16 protein-coding genes and 1 tRNA gene are annotated in these 14,571 nt (G+C 62.2%); 15 read left to right on the top strand and 2 right to left on the bottom strand.

Translation table 11 applies throughout. The features are described from left to right. Window positions 1–112: 112 nt before the first annotated feature. A tRNA-Leu gene (locus ACF8MI_RS27640) sits at window positions 113–197 on the bottom strand. Window positions 198–304: 107 nt separating this feature from the next. Between ACF8MI_RS27640 and queA the strand changes: the two genes are divergently transcribed. From queA to ACF8MI_RS27610, 6 genes are all read left to right on the top strand, one after another. Then, window positions 305–1,354, top strand: coding sequence for a tRNA preQ1(34) S-adenosylmethionine ribosyltransferase-isomerase QueA (gene queA, locus ACF8MI_RS27635; protein WP_104834019.1), 1,050 nt, complete (start codon window positions 305–307; stop codon window positions 1,352–1,354). Between the two features lie 14 nt (window positions 1,355–1,368). After that, window positions 1,369–2,484, top strand: a complete 1,116-nt coding sequence (gene tgt / locus ACF8MI_RS27630) for a tRNA guanosine(34) transglycosylase Tgt (RefSeq protein ID WP_014589748.1) — start codon at window positions 1,369–1,371, stop codon at window positions 2,482–2,484. A gap of 42 nt (window positions 2,485–2,526) precedes the next feature. After that, window positions 2,527–2,862, top strand: a complete 336-nt coding sequence (gene yajC, locus ACF8MI_RS27625) for a preprotein translocase subunit YajC (RefSeq protein WP_008092587.1) — start codon at window positions 2,527–2,529, stop codon at window positions 2,860–2,862. Between the two features lie 63 nt (window positions 2,863–2,925). After that, window positions 2,926–4,788, top strand: coding sequence for a protein translocase subunit SecD (secD, locus tag ACF8MI_RS27620; RefSeq protein ID WP_060501849.1), 1,863 nt, complete (start codon window positions 2,926–2,928; stop codon window positions 4,786–4,788). 10 nt (window positions 4,789–4,798) lie between these two features. Then, complete coding sequence (secF, locus tag ACF8MI_RS27615) at window positions 4,799–5,707, top strand: protein translocase subunit SecF (protein WP_060501847.1); 909 nt, start codon at window positions 4,799–4,801, stop codon at window positions 5,705–5,707. Window positions 5,708–5,827: 120 nt separating this feature from the next. After that, the gene (locus tag ACF8MI_RS27610; RefSeq protein ID WP_060501846.1) at window positions 5,828–6,370 is read left to right on the top strand and encodes a glycine zipper 2TM domain-containing protein; all 543 of its coding nucleotides are present in this window, start codon (window positions 5,828–5,830) and stop codon (window positions 6,368–6,370) included. A gap of 187 nt (window positions 6,371–6,557) precedes the next feature. Here the strand turns inward: ACF8MI_RS27610 and suhB are convergent, their stop codons facing one another. Continuing rightward, complete coding sequence (suhB, locus tag ACF8MI_RS27605; protein WP_016713212.1) at window positions 6,558–7,376, bottom strand: inositol-phosphate phosphatase; 819 nt, start codon at window positions 7,374–7,376, stop codon at window positions 6,558–6,560. Between the two features lie 151 nt (window positions 7,377–7,527). Between suhB and trmJ the strand changes: the two genes are divergently transcribed. From trmJ to fdx, 9 genes are all read left to right on the top strand, one after another. After that, complete coding sequence (gene trmJ, locus ACF8MI_RS27600; protein ID WP_060501844.1) at window positions 7,528–8,283, top strand: tRNA (cytosine(32)/uridine(32)-2'-O)-methyltransferase TrmJ; 756 nt, start codon at window positions 7,528–7,530, stop codon at window positions 8,281–8,283. 3 nt (window positions 8,284–8,286) lie between these two features. Continuing rightward, window positions 8,287–9,072, top strand: a complete 786-nt coding sequence (gene cysE / locus ACF8MI_RS27595; RefSeq protein ID WP_016713210.1) for a serine O-acetyltransferase — start codon at window positions 8,287–8,289, stop codon at window positions 9,070–9,072. Between the two features lie 179 nt (window positions 9,073–9,251). Beyond that, window positions 9,252–9,743, top strand: a complete 492-nt coding sequence (gene iscR / locus ACF8MI_RS27590; protein ID WP_008092572.1) for a Fe-S cluster assembly transcriptional regulator IscR — start codon at window positions 9,252–9,254, stop codon at window positions 9,741–9,743. 46 nt (window positions 9,744–9,789) lie between these two features. Continuing rightward, on the top strand, window positions 9,790–11,004 hold the full coding sequence (locus ACF8MI_RS27585) for an IscS subfamily cysteine desulfurase (protein ID WP_012270592.1): 1,215 nt from the start codon (window positions 9,790–9,792) through the stop codon (window positions 11,002–11,004). Window positions 11,005–11,050: 46 nt separating this feature from the next. Beyond that, entirely contained in the window at window positions 11,051–11,437 is a 387-nt protein-coding gene (iscU, locus tag ACF8MI_RS27580; protein ID WP_003248539.1) for a Fe-S cluster assembly scaffold IscU, read from the top strand. A 28-nt stretch (window positions 11,438–11,465) separates the two neighbouring features. Beyond that, on the top strand, window positions 11,466–11,789 hold the full coding sequence (iscA, locus tag ACF8MI_RS27575) for an iron-sulfur cluster assembly protein IscA (protein ID WP_003248536.1): 324 nt from the start codon (window positions 11,466–11,468) through the stop codon (window positions 11,787–11,789). A gap of 8 nt (window positions 11,790–11,797) precedes the next feature. After that, on the top strand, window positions 11,798–12,319 hold the full coding sequence (gene hscB, locus ACF8MI_RS27570; protein ID WP_060501842.1) for a co-chaperone HscB: 522 nt from the start codon (window positions 11,798–11,800) through the stop codon (window positions 12,317–12,319). A 42-nt stretch (window positions 12,320–12,361) separates the two neighbouring features. Then, on the top strand, window positions 12,362–14,224 hold the full coding sequence (gene hscA / locus ACF8MI_RS27565; RefSeq protein ID WP_104834021.1) for a Fe-S protein assembly chaperone HscA: 1,863 nt from the start codon (window positions 12,362–12,364) through the stop codon (window positions 14,222–14,224). Window positions 14,225–14,227: 3 nt separating this feature from the next. Further along, entirely contained in the window at window positions 14,228–14,569 is a 342-nt protein-coding gene (fdx, locus tag ACF8MI_RS27560; RefSeq protein ID WP_012270595.1) for an ISC system 2Fe-2S type ferredoxin, read from the top strand. Window positions 14,570–14,571: the final 2 nt, after the last annotated feature.

The following is a 14,571-nucleotide window of genomic DNA, read 5'->3' as shown; positions in this document are numbered from 1 at the left end:
GCTTCAAGATTCATGGTGTTTTATGGCGCACCATGCAGAAACAAAAAAACCGCCTAAGTAGGCGGTTTTATTGAGTTTCCTGGCCATGCTGCTGCATGAGGAAACATGCGGTTGGTGCCCCGAGGGAGACTCGAACTCCCACTCCTTTCGAAAACGGATTTTGAATCCGCCGCGTCTACCAATTCCGCCATCAGGGCGTGTGGCGCGCAGTATAGAGAGCTGCCGCTAGTCGGTCAATCGGCTTTCATGGTCAATTTTCACACATTGGGCTAAACTTCCTGGCCCTGCCGAACCGAACATCATCATGCGCGTCGCCGATTTCTCCTTCGAACTCCCTGATTCCCTGATCGCCCGCCACCCGTTGGCAGAGCGCCATGGCAGCCGTCTGCTGGTGCTCGATGGGCCAACCGGCGCGCTGTCGCACCGGCAATTCCCCGACTTGCTCGACCACCTGCGCCCCGGCGACCTGATGGTGTTCAACAACACTCGGGTGATCCCGGCGCGGTTGTTTGGCCAGAAAGCCTCCGGCGGCAAGCTGGAAGTGCTGGTCGAGCGCGTGCTCGACAGCCACCGGGTGCTGGCCCATGTACGTGCCAGCAAGGCGCCGAAAGAAGGCGCGGTCATCCTCATCGATGGCGGTGGCGAGGCCGAAATGGTCGCGCGCCATGACACGCTGTTCGAGCTGCGTTTCACCGAAGAGGTGCTGCCACTGCTCGACCGCGTCGGCCATATGCCGCTGCCGCCCTATATCGACCGCCCGGACGAGGGTGCCGACCGTGAGCGTTACCAGACCGTGTATGCCCAGCGTGCCGGTGCGGTTGCAGCGCCCACAGCGGGCCTGCACTTCGACGAGGCGCTGCTGGAAAAGATCGCCGCCAAAGGCGTGGAGCGGGCCTTCGTGACCCTGCACGTGGGCGCGGGTACCTTCCAGCCGGTGCGGGTCGACAAGATCGAAGACCACCACATGCATAAAGAGTGGCTCGAAGTGGGCCAGGATGTGGTCGATGCCATCGAGGCCTGCCGCGCACGTGGCGGCCGGGTGATCGCGGTTGGCACCACCAGTGTGCGTTCGCTGGAAAGCGCGGCGCGTGACGGCGTGCTCAAGGCGTTCAGCGGCGACACCGATATCTTCATCTACCCGGGCCGGCCGTTCCATGTGGTTGACGCCCTGGTCACTAACTTCCACCTGCCGGAGTCCACGCTGCTGATGCTGGTCTCGGCATTCGCCGGCTACCCCGAGACCATGGCTGCCTACGCGGCGGCGGTCGAGAACGGGTACCGCTTCTTCAGTTACGGTGATGCCATGTTCATCACCCGCAATCCGGCGCCGCGCGGCCCCGAGGATCAAGCATGAGTCGCACCTGTCGAATGTCCTTCGAACTGCTGGCCACCGACGGCAAGGCCCGTCGTGGTCGCATCACCTTCCCTCGTGGCACCGTGGAGACCCCGGCGTTCATGCCGGTGGGCACCTACGGCACGGTCAAGGGCATGCTGCCACGCGATATCGAGGCCATTGGCGCCGAGATGATCCTGGGCAACACCTTCCACCTGTGGCTGCGCCCGGGCACCGAGGTGATCAAGAAGCACAACGGCCTGCACGACTTCATGCAGTGGAAAGGCCCGATCCTCACTGACTCGGGTGGCTTCCAGGTGTTCAGCCTGGGTGCCATGCGCAAGATCAAGGAAGAGGGCGTGACCTTCGCATCGCCAGTCGATGGCTCGAAAGTGTTCATGGGCCCGGAAGAGTCGATGCAGGTGCAGCGTGACCTGGGCTCGGACGTGGTGATGATCTTCGACGAGTGCACCCCGTACCCGGCCGAGCACGACGTGGCGCGCACCTCCATGGAGCTGTCGTTGCGCTGGGCCCAGCGCTCGAAGAACGCCCACGCCGACAACACCGCGGCACTGTTCGGTATCGTCCAGGGCGGCATGTACCAGGACTTGCGCATGCGCTCGCTGGAAGGCCTGGAGAACATCGGCTTCGACGGCCTGGCCATCGGCGGCCTGTCGGTGGGCGAACCCAAGCACGAAATGATCAAGGTGTTGGATTACCTGCCGGGCCAGATGCCCGCTGACAAACCTCGTTACCTTATGGGGGTAGGCAAACCGGAAGATCTCGTTGAGGGTGTGCGCCGCGGCGTCGACATGTTCGACTGCGTGATGCCGACGCGTAATGCGCGCAACGGCCATCTGTTCGTCGATACAGGGGTGATCAAGATCCGCAACGCGTTCCATCGCCACGATGAATCGCCGCTGGATCCGACCTGTGACTGCTACACCTGCACCAACTTCTCCCGCGCCTATCTGCACCACCTGGACAAGTGCGGCGAAATGTTGAGCAGCATGCTGAATACCATCCACAACTTGCGCCATTACCAGCGCTTGATGGCCGGTTTACGCGAGGCTATTCAACAGGGTAAATTGGCCGCCTTTGTCGACGCCTTCTACGCCAAGCGCGGGCTTCCCGTACCGCCCCTGGACTGACTGTTCGCACACATTATTAGAAAATTACATTAGGAGTGCCCAATGAGCTTCTTGATCCCCGCCGCATACGCGGACGCAGCAGCACCTGCCGCCGGCCCAGCCGGTACCGGCTTCGAGTGGATTTTCCTGGTCGGTTTCCTGGTCATCTTCTACCTGATGATCTGGCGCCCGCAGGCCAAGCGCGCCAAAGAGCAGAAGAACCTGCTGAGCAACTTGCAAAAAGGTGACGAAGTTGTCACCAACGGCGGCATCGCCGGCAAGATCGTCAAGGTTTCCGATGACTTCGTGGTACTGGAAGTGTCCGACACTGTCGAGCTGAAGTTCCAGAAGGGCGCCATCGCGGCAACCCTGCCAAAAGGTACGCTCAAGGCTATCTGAGTTACCGGTTTTATTTTCCAGTCGGGGCGCGCAACGCGCCCCGCGTCTTGAACGGGCGGCGTGATGCTGAACAAATACCCTCTGTGGAAATATGCACTGATCGTGCTGGTACTGGTGGTCGGTTTCATTTATTCCGCTCCCAACCTCTACCCGGATGACCCGGCGGTGCAGATCAGCGGTGCCAGCTCGGCGCTGCAGGTGAACCAGGCCGACCTCGATCGCGTCAGCAAGGCGCTGGTCGATGCCAAAATCGCCGTCAAGGGCGCAAGCCTGGGCGAGAAGGGCAGCGGGCTGATCCGCCTGACCAACCAGGAAGACCAACTGCCAGCCAAGGATGTCGTGCGCAAGGCGCTGGGCGATGATTACGTCGTGGCCCTGAACCTGGCCCAGACTACCCCGCAATGGCTGCGCAACCTGGGTGCAAGCCCGATGAAGCTGGGCCTGGACCTGTCCGGTGGTGTGCACTTCCTGCTGGAAGTGGACATGGACAAGGCCATGACGGCCCGCATGAAAGTCTACGAAGGCGAGGTCAAGACCTTGCTGCGCAAAGAGCGCGTCCGCTACCGCAGCCTGCCTCAGCAGGATGGCGGCATCATGCTGGGCTTCGCTGACGATGCTACCCGCGAACAGGCACGTGCCCTGATCCGCAAGAATTTCAATGATTTCGACCTGACCACCACCGAGCGCAACGAGCTTGCGGTGCTGCGTCTGGCGCTGACCCAGGCAAAAGTTGCCGAAATCCGCGAATACTCGATCAAGCAGAACCTCACCACCGTGCGCAACCGCGTGAACGAGTTGGGCGTGGCCGAGCCGCTGGTACAGCGCCAGGGCGCCAACCGTATCGTGGTCGAGCTGCCAGGCGTGCAGGACACTGCCGAAGCCAAGCGTATTCTCGGTAAAACCGCCAACCTTGAGTTCCGCTTCGGTGCCGAGCCGGGCGCGTCCAAAGCCACTACCGAGGTGTTCGAGTTCCGCGAAGGCGGCCGCTCCGCCCCTGTAGAGCGCGGCCTGATCATCACCGGTGACCAGGTAACCGACGCCCAGGCCAGCTTCGACGAACACGGCCGCCCACAAGTGAACATCCGCCTGGATGGCCACGGTGGCGAGCTGATGAGCCGCGCTACCCGTAGCAACGTTGGCCGCAGCATGGCGGTGATCTTCATCGAGCAGAAGCCGGTCACCCGCTACGTGAAGCAGACGGTCGACGGCGTCGAGAAGGACGTTGCCGTACAAAGCTTTGTGGAAGAGAAGAAAATCATCAGCCTGGCGACCATCCAGTCGCCGCTGGGCAGCCAGTTCCGCATCACCGGCCTGAACGGCCAGGGCGAGTCGTCCGAACTGGCCCTGCTGCTGCGTGCCGGTGGTCTGGCCGCGCCGATGTACTTCGCTGAAGAACGTACCATTGGCCCAAGCCTGGGTGCCGACAACATCACCAAGGGTATCGATGCGTCGCTGTGGGGCATGCTGTTCGTCTCGCTGTTCATCATCGCCATCTACCGCGGCTTCGGCGTGATCGCCACCATCGCCCTGGCGGGCAACATGGTGCTGCTGCTGGCCCTGATGTCGCTGCTGGGCGCCACCCTGACCCTGCCGGGTATTGCCGGTATCGTGTTGACCATGGGTATGGCGGTAGACGCCAACGTGCTGATCTTCTCGCGTATCCGCGAAGAGCTGAAAGCCGGCATGTCGGTACAGCGCGCCATCCACGAAGGCTTCAATCGCGCCTACACCGCGATCATCGACGCCAACCTGACCAGCCTGCTGGTCGGCGGCATCCTGTTCGCCATGGGTACCGGCCCGGTCAAAGGCTTTGCGGTCACCATGTCCCTCGGGATTTTCACCTCGATGTTCACCGCCGTCATGGTGACCCGCGCAATGGTCAACCTGACCTGCGGCGGGCGTGACATCAAGAAGCTGTGGGTTTGAGGGAGCTGCGATGAAAACCATCAACTTCATGGGCGTGCGCAATGTCGCGTTCGCCATTACCGTGCTCCTCACCGTGCTGGCGCTGTTCAGCTGGTGGCAGAAGGGCCTCAACTTTGGCCTGGACTTCACCGGCGGTACGCTGATCGAGCTGACTTACGAGCGCCCGGCCGACCTCAAGGCGGTGCGTGCCGAGCTGGTCAATTCGGGCTTCCACGAGGCCGTGGTACAGAGCTTTGGCGCTACCACCGACCTGCTGGTGCGTATGCCGGGCGATGACCCGCAACTGGGTAACAAGGTAGCCGCTGCTTTGCAGAAGGCTGGCGGCGATAACCCAGCCACGCTCAAGCGTGTCGAGTTCGTTGGGCCGCAGGTGGGTGAAGAGCTGCGCGACCAGGGCGGCATGGGCATGCTCCTGGCCCTGGGCGGCATCCTTATCTACCTGGCCTTCCGCTTCCAGTGGAAGTTTGCCGTGGGTGCGATCATCTCGCTGATTCACGACGTAGTGGTCACCCTGGGTATCCTGTCGTTCTTCCAGATCACCTTCGACTTGACGGTGCTGGCAGCGGTGCTGGCGATCATCGGTTACTCGCTGAACGACACCATCGTGGTATTCGACCGGGTGCGTGAAAACTTCCGTGTCATGCGCAAGGCCTCGTTGATCGAAAACATCAACGTTTCCACCACCCAGACCCTGCTGCGTACCGTCGCCACCTCGGTTTCGACCTTGCTGGCCATTGCCGCACTGCTGTTCTTCGGTGGTGATAACCTGTTCGGCTTCTCGCTGGCCCTGTTCATCGGCGTCATGGCCGGTACCTACTCGTCGATCTACATCGCCAACGTGGTGCTGATCTGGCTGAACCTGAACAGCGAAGACCTGATCCCGCCGACCAAGGCGGAAGGTGTGGACGAGCGCCCATAAGGGCTTGTCTCACGCCGTTTGGCTGCCCGAAAGGCGCGAGTATTGAACTCGCGCCTTTTTTTTTGCTCCAAGGCTGGGAGAAGGCGGGCTAACCCCCGCGGGTATGATCAGGAGGTTCATGTGAACAAATCAATGCTGGTGGGTGCGGTACTGGGTGCTGTCGGTGTAACTGCCGGAGGTGCTGTGGCGACCTACAGCTTGGTCAACAAGGGGCCTGAGTATGCGCAGGTCACCGACGTGCAACCGATCAAACAACAGGTAAAAACCCCGCGCGAAGTCTGCAAGGACGTCGCTGTGACGCGTCAGGCGCCGGTCAAGGACCAGCACCAGATCGCCGGTACTGTGGTGGGTGCAATCGCCGGTGGTTTGCTGGGTAACCAGATTGGCGGCGGCACCGGCAAGAAGATCGCCACCGTGGCCGGTGCGGTCGGTGGTGGTTATGCCGGTAACAAGGTGCAGGAAGGCATGCAGGAGCGTGACACCTACACCACCACGCAAACTCGCTGCAACACGGTGAATGACATCAGTGAGAAGGTGGTGGGCTACAACGTGACCTATTCCATTGGCGATCAGGTCGGCAAGGTGAAGATGGATCGCGAGCCGGGGTCGACCATTCCGCTGGACAAGAATGGCAAGCTGATCCTGAGCGATGCTGCGCAGTAATTTGTGTTGCCTGTGCTGGCCCTTTCGCGGGTAAACCCGCTCCCACAGGTGCTGCGCTGCCTTTGAGGTTGGTGCTATCCCTGTGGGAGCGGGCTTGCCCGCGAAGAGGCCGGTACAGGAAATGCAAAACCTGCAGGCATAAAAAAAGCACCCCGCGGGGTGCTTTTTGTTTTCAGGCAATCCGCGCTTAGCGCTTCATGCTCTCTGGCAGGTGCGGTTGGATGGCCGTCAGGACTGCCTTGAAGCACTTGATGTTGCCCGCAACGATATGGCCTTTGTCGAGGAAGTCGTGGCCACCGTTGAAGTCGCTCACCAAACCACCGGCTTCCTGTATCAGCAGCACGCCGGCTGCCATGTCCCACTCGGATAGGCCTGACTCCCAGAAGGCGTCGAAACGGCCAGCGGCCACGTAGGCCAGGTCCAGGCTGGCGGAGCCGGCGCGGCGGATGCCGGCGGTCTGGCCAGTCAGGGCGCGGAACATGCCCAGGTAGTTGTCCATGTCAGCCATCTGGTTGTCACGGAACGGGAAGCCGGTACCCAGCAGGGCACCTTCCAGGCTGGTGCGCGAGCTGACGCGCAGGCGGCGGCCATTGAGTTGGGCGCCACGGCCACGGCTGGCGGTGAATTCTTCCTGGCGAACCGGGTCGACGATCACGGCGTGCTCAAGGCGGCCACGGTATTTGCAGGCGATGCTGACGGCGAAGTGCGGGATGCCACGCAGGAAGTTGGTGGTGCCGTCCAGCGGGTCGATGATCCACAGGTAATCCTTGCCTTCTTCGCCGCTACCCGCGTGCAGGCCGGTTTCCTCGCCCTGGATGGAGTGGTTCGGGTAGGCCTTGCGCAGGGCGTTGACGATGCTCTGCTCGGCGGCGCGATCAACCTCGGAAACGTAGTCCTTAGCCTCTTTCTCGTCCACCTTGATGCTATCCAGGCGTTCGATGGAGCGGAAAATCAGTTCACTGGCGCTGCGAGCGGCGCGCAGGGCGATATTCAGCATAGGCTGCATGGGCGGGTCACCTGGAGATGTTAAAGAAGAAAGCCGATCATTCTAGCAGAAAACTTTGGCGGCAGAAGTGTCACATTTGCTTTCATGGCGTTACGTCTGTCGGTTCTGTAAGATCGAAGGCCCTGATTCCTGCATCTGTGAGCACAACACCTTGCTGCAAAATATTCGTGTTGTTCTGGTCAATACCAGCCACCCCGGCAACATCGGCGGCGCTGCGCGTGCCATGAAAAACATGGGCTTGTCGCGTCTGGTGCTGGTGCAGCCGAAAGAATTCCCCGCCGTGGATGCCAGTGCCCGTGCCTCGGGCGCCGACGATGTGCTGGATAACGCCCAGGTGGTCGACAGCCTTGAACAGGCGCTGGTCGGCTGCAACCTGGTGATGGGCACCAGCGCCCGCGAGCGCAGCATCCCGTGGCCGTTGATCGGCCCGCGCGAGTGCGGTGCCAAGGCGGTGGAGCATGCCAATGGCGGCGAAGAAATCGCCCTGGTGTTCGGGCGCGAACACGCCGGCCTGACCAACGAAGAACTGCAGCGATGTCACTTCCACGTGCACATTCCCTCCAACCCCGACTTCAGTTCGCTGAACCTGGCCGCTGCCGTGCAGGTGCTCTCTTATGAGGTGCGCATGGCGTGGCTGGCTGGCGGTGCAGCGCCGGAAAAAGTCGAGAAGGTTGACGCCAGCGAGCTGGCGACCATGGACGAAATGGAGCTGTTCTACGACCACCTGGAAAAAACCCTGGTGGGCATCGGCTTCCTCGACCCGGAAAAACCCAAGTACCTGATGCCGCGCTTGCGCAGGCTGTATGGGCGGGTGGCGGTCGAACGTTCGGAAATGAGCATTTTGCGCGGCATCCTTACCGAGACCCAGAAAGTGGTCCGGGGCGAGCCGCATAAACGGAAGGACTGACAGATGTTCGAACGCCTGCGTGAAGATATTCAAAGCGTATTCCACCGTGACCCGGCGGCGCGCAATGCCTTCGAGGTGCTCACCTGCTACCCCGGCATGCATGCCATCTGGTTGCACCGCCTCGGCAACGCCTTGTGGAAGCGTGATTTCAAGTGGCTGGCCCGGCTGGTGTCCAACTTCGGCCGCTGGTTGACCGGTATCGAGATCCACCCGGGCGCCACCATCGGCCGGCGCTTCTTCATTGACCACGGCATGGGTATCGTCATTGGCGAAACCGCCGAAATCGGCGACGACGTCACGCTTTATCAGGGCGTGACCCTGGGCGGCACCAGCTGGAACAAAGGCAAGCGCCACCCCACCCTGGAGAACGGCGTGGTGGTAGGGGCGGGGGCCAAAGTGTTGGGCCCGTTCACCGTCGGTGCCGGCGCCAAGATTGGTTCCAATGCAGTGGTGACCAAGGCGGTGCCAGCGGGCGCCACGGCGGTGGGCATCCCGGGGCGGATCATCGTCAAGAGCGAAGACAACGAAGTCGAGGCCAAGCGCAAGGCCATGGCCGAGAAGATCGGCTTCGATGCCTACGGCGTCAGTGGTGACATGCCCGACCCGGTGGCGCGCGCCATCGGCCAGATGCTCGATCACTTGCAAGCGGTCGACGAGCGGCTGGAGGGTATGTGTGGCGCCCTGACCAAGATGGGTAGTGACTACTGTGCCAAGGAGCTGCCAGCCCTGCCGGAAGACGATTTTGCCGAGGAGGCCAAGGTGGCCCAGCGCGACACTCAGTCGCATTGATTGCGCCGCACTGAAATCATAGTGACATACGGGGCGTGTGCTCACGCCCCTCGTCTGCTACACTCGCGCCCGCCTCCCCGATGCAAACCCGACTAAAGCACTAGGTCTTATAGTTGACTTAAATGCTCGGGAATCGCATACTCGCACACATCCCGAAACTCCCGTGGTACCCAATAGCCATGCGACTGACTACCAAAGGCCGATACGCCGTGACCGCCATGCTTGACCTGGCGTTGCACGCGCAGCATGGGCCGGTGTCTTTGGCCGATATTTCCGAGCGCCAGGGCATTTCCCTCTCTTATCTGGAACAGCTGTTCGCCAAGCTGCGCCGCAGCAGCCTGGTTTCCAGCGTGCGCGGTCCAGGCGGTGGCTACCAGCTGTCGCGGGGCATGGAAACCATCCAGGTGGCCCAGGTCATCGATGCGGTCAACGAATCGGTCGATGCTACCCGTTGTCAGGGCCTCGGGGACTGCCATGCCGGTGATACCTGCCTGACCCACCACCTGTGGTGCGACCTCAGCCAGCAGATCCATGAATTCCTCAGCGGCATCAGCCTGGCCGACCTCGTCATGCGCCGTGAGGTGCAGGAAGTCGCCCAGCGCCAGGACTTGCGACGTGTCGCAGGCCGAACCGCCCAGCTGGACAAGATTGAGACGTCCGCCGTCGATTGATCCCCCAGGGACGATGAGCGACGCCACCGCCTGATAGGAGAGACAAATGAAGTTGCCGATCTACCTCGATTACTCCGCGACCACTCCGGTCGACCCACGCGTGGCCCAGAAGATGGCCGACTGCCTGCTGGTCGACGGGAACTTCGGTAACCCGGCTTCGCGCTCCCACGTCTTCGGCTGGAAGGCCGAGGAAGCGGTCGAGAACGGTCGTCGCCAGGTTGCCGAGCTGATCAACGCTGATCCGCGCGAAATCGTCTGGACCAGCGGTGCCACCGAGTCCGACAACCTCGCACTGAAAGGCGTCGCGCACTTCTATCAGACCAAGGGCAAGCACATCATCACCTCCAAGATCGAGCACAAGGCGGTCCTGGATACCGCTCGCCAGCTGGAGCGTGAAGGTTTCGAAGTCACCTACCTTGAGCCAGGCGAAGACGGCATCGTCACCCCGGCCATGGTAGAAGCGGTGCTGCGCGACGACACCATCCTGGTCTCGCTGATGCACGTGAACAACGAAGTCGGCTCGATCAACGACATCGCCGCCATCGGTGAACTGACCCGCTCGCGCGGCGTCCTGTTCCACGTCGATGCCGCCCAGTCGGCCGGCAAGGTCGAAATCGACCTGCAAAAACTGAAAGTCGACCTGATGTCGTTCTCGGCGCACAAGGTCTACGGCCCTAAAGGTATCGGCGCGCTGTACGTCAGCCGCAAGCCGCGTGTACGCCTGGAAGCCATCATTCACGGCGGTGGCCATGAGCGCGGCATGCGTTCGGGCACCCTGCCAACTCACCAGATTGTCGGCATGGGCGAAGCGTTCGCCATCGCCAAGCAGGAAATGGTCGCAGAGAACGCGCGCATCAAGGCCCTGAGCGACCGCTTCTTCAAGCAGGTTTCGGACCTGGAAGAGCTGTACGTCAACGGCAGCCAGACCGCCCGCGTGCCGCACAACCTGAACCTGAGCTTCAACTACGTCGAAGGCGAATCGCTGCTGATGTCGCTGAAGGACATCGCCGTTTCGTCCGGTTCGGCCTGCACCTCCGCGTCGCTCGAACCTTCGTACGTGCTGCGCGCCCTGGGCCGCAACGACGAGCTGGCGCACAGCTCGATCCGCTTCTCTTTCGGCCGTTTCACCACTGAAGAAGAAGTCGACTACGCCGCGCAGAAAGTCTGCGAGGCCGTCAACAAACTGCGTGAGCTGTCGCCGCTGTGGGACATGTACAAAGACGGCGTTGACATCTCCAAGATCGAGTGGGCCGCCCACTAAGCAGTCGCCGGCAAGAGCGGCTCCCTGATGAGGAAGGAATTGCACCATGGCATACAGTGAAAAGGTCATCGACCACTACGAAAACCCACGCAACGTCGGCAAGATGAATGCTGAAGACCCAGACGTTGGCACCGGCATGGTCGGCGCCCCGGCGTGCGGTGACGTAATGCGTCTGCAAATCAAGGTCAACGAGCAGGGCGTTATCGAAGACGCCAAGTTCAAGACCTACGGCTGCGGTTCGGCCATCGCTTCCAGCTCCCTCGCCACCGAGTGGATGAAGGGCAAGACCCTGGACGAAGCCGAGACCATCAAGAACACCCAGCTGGCCGAAGAGCTGGCGTTGCCGCCGGTCAAGATCCACTGCTCGGTACTCGCTGAGGACGCCATCAAGGCAGCCGTACGCGATTACAAGCAGAAGAAAGGCTTGATCTAAGCCGCCTGTTGCGAGGTAAGGAGTCCTGATGGCTATCAGCATGACAGAAGCCGCCGCCAACCACATTCGCCGCTCCCTCGACGGGCGCGGCAAGGGTGAGGGCATTCGCCTGGGCGTGCGCACCACCGGTTGCTCGGGCCTGGCCTACGTGCTGGAGTTCGTTGACGAACTGGCGGACGAAGACCAGGTGTTCGAGAACCATGGCGTGAAGGTGATCATCGATCCCAAGAGCCTGGTCTACCTCGACGGCACCGAGCTGGATTTCGTCAAGGAAGGGTTGAACGAAGGCTTCAAGTTCAACAACCCCAACGTGCGCGGTGAGTGTGGCTGCGGCGAAAGCTTCAACGTTTGAGGCTGGCTGTGGGTACTCCTTGTCATTACGCATTGTTTGACCTCCAGCCAAGCTTCCGCCTGGACCTCGACAAGCTGGCCACTCGCTACCGCGAGTTGGCCCGGGAAGTCCATCCCGACCGCTTTGCCGACGCCTCCGAGCGTGAGCAGCGTGTAGCGCTGGAAAAGTCCGCAGCCCTCAACGACGCTTACCAGACACTGCGCAGTGCGCCACGTCGCGCCCGCTACCTGCTGGCCATCAGCGGCCATGAAGTGCCCCAGGAAGTCACGGTCCACGACCCGGATTTCCTGTTGCAGCAGATGCAGTGGCGTGAAGAGCTCGAAGAGTTGCAGGACGAAGCCGACCTTGACGGCGTGGGTGTATTCAAGCGGCGCCTGAAGGCTGCCCAGGACACCCTGAACGAGGACTTTGCCGCCTGCTGGGATGCCCCAGGCGAGCGCGAAAAGGCCGAGCGCCTGATGCGCCGCATGCAGTTCCTCGACAAGCTCGCCCAAGAAGTGCGCCAACTGGAAGAGCGCCTCGACGATTAACCCGGTGTCGCCCGTGATGGCACCTAAGGTATTCAGATAAGCATGGCCCTACTGCAGATTGCCGAACCCGGTCAAAGCCCTCAGCCGCACCAGCGCCGCCTGGCGGTGGGGATCGACCTGGGTACCACCAACTCTCTGGTCGCCGCGTTGCGCAGCGGCCGTAGCGAGCCCCTGCCTGATGCGCAGGGTAACGTCATTCTGCCGTCCGCGGTGCGCTACCTCGAAGGGCGCAACGAAGTGGGGCAGGCCGCACGTGATGCCGCTTCCAGCGACCCGCTGAACACCGTGCTGTCGGTCAAGCGCCTGATGGGGCGCGGCCTGGCCGACGTCAAGCAACTGGGCGAGCAGCTGCCATACCGCTTTGTGGGTGGCGAGTCGCACATGCCGTTCATCGACACGGTGCAGGGGCCGAAAAGCCCGGTGGAAGTGTCCGCCGATATCCTCAAAGTGCTGCGCGAACGCGCCGAAGCGACCCTGGGTGGTGAGCTGGTAGGCGCGGTGATCACCGTGCCGGCCTATTTCGACGACGCACAGCGCCAGGCCACCAAGGACGCTGCGCGCCTGGCAGGCCTGAACGTGCTGCGCCTGCTCAACGAGCCGACCGCGGCAGCCGTGGCCTATGGTCTGGACCAGAACGCCGAAGGCGTGGTGGCCATCTATGACCTAGGCGGCGGTACCTTCGATATTTCCATCCTGCGCCTGACCGCTGGCGTGTTCGAAGTGCTGGCCACCGGTGGCGATACCGCCCTGGGTGGTGACGATTTCGACCACGCCATTGCCGGCTGGATCATTGAGCAGGCTGGCCTGTCGTCCGACCTGGACCCGGCCACCCAGCGTGCGTTGCTGCAAACAGCATGCGCCGCCAAGGAAGCCCTGACCGACGCCGATGTGGTCAGCGTCAGCCATGGCGCCTGGCAGGGCGAACTGAGCCGCGCCGCCTTCGAAGCCATGATCGAGCCGCTGGTTGCCCGCAGCCTCAAGGCCTGCCGCCGCGCCGTTCGCGACAGTGGCGTGGAGCTGGAAGAAGTCAGTGCGGTAGTCATGGTGGGTGGCTCGACCCGCGTTCCGCGCGTGCGCGAAGCCGTGGGCGCGCTGTTCGGCCGTACCCCGCTGACCTCGATCGACCCTGACCAGGTGGTGGCCATCGGTGCCGCCATTCAGGCCGACACCCTGGCCGGCAACCGCCGCGAAGGTGGCGAGCTGCTGCTGCTCGATGTCATCCCGCTGTCGCTGGGTCTTGAGACCATGGGCGGGCTGATGGAGAAGGTGATCCCGCGCAACACCACCATTCCGGTGGCGCGTGCCCAGGAGTTCACCACGTATAAAGATGGCCAGACGGCCATGATGATCCACGTCCTGCAGGGCGAGCGCGAGCTGATCAGTGACTGCCGCTCGCTGGCCCGTTTCGAGCTGCGCGGCATTCCGGCCATGGTTGCCGGTGCGGCGAAAATCCGCGTCACCTTCCAGGTGGATGCCGACGGCCTGCTCAGCGTTGCCGCCCGCGAACTGGGCTCGGGGGTGGAAGCCAGCATCCAGGTCAAACCGTCCTACGGCCTGACCGATGGCGAAATCGCCCGCATGCTGAAGGACTCCTTCGAACACGCAGGTTCCGACAAGCACGCCCGCCAGCTGCGCGAGCACCAGGTGGACGGCGAGCGCCTGCTGGAAGCGGTACAGGGCGCCCTGGACGCCGACGGTGAGCGCCTGCTCAGCAGTGACGAGCGCGAAGCCATCGAATTCCAGATGCAAGAACTACGTGATTTGCTGGCCGGCACCGATGGCGCAGCCATCGAGCAACAGACCAAGCGTCTGTCGCAGGTGACCGACGCATTTGCCGCCCGTCGCCTTGATTCGACGGTCAAAGCCGCACTGGCCGGGCGCAACCTGAATGAGATCGAGGAGTAACCGATGCCGCTGGTGACATTCCTGCCGCATGAGAAGTTCTGCCCCGAGGGGCTGACCGTGGAGGTGCCGACCGGGACCAACATCCTGGAACTGGCCCACGACCATCACATCGAGATGGAAAGTGCCTGCGGCGGCGTCAAGGCCTGTACCACTTGCCACTGCATCGTGCGCAAGGGTTTTGACTCGCTGGAAGAAGCCGACGAGCTGGAAGAAGACATGCTGGACAAGGCCTGGGGCCTGGAAGCGCAGTCGCGGCTTGGTTGCCAGGTGGTCGTCGCTGACGAAGACCTGACCATCGAGATCCCCAAGTACTCGCTCAACCACGCCGCTGAAGCGCCGCACTGAGG

It is taken from the genome of Pseudomonas sp. yb_9 (assembly GCF_043103635.1).
GTDB classification, from domain to species: Bacteria; Pseudomonadota; Gammaproteobacteria; order Pseudomonadales; family Pseudomonadaceae; genus Aquipseudomonas; species Aquipseudomonas monteilii.
The sequence above is the reverse complement of the archived record's forward strand: the minus strand, read 5'-3'. Positions and strand labels throughout refer to the sequence as shown.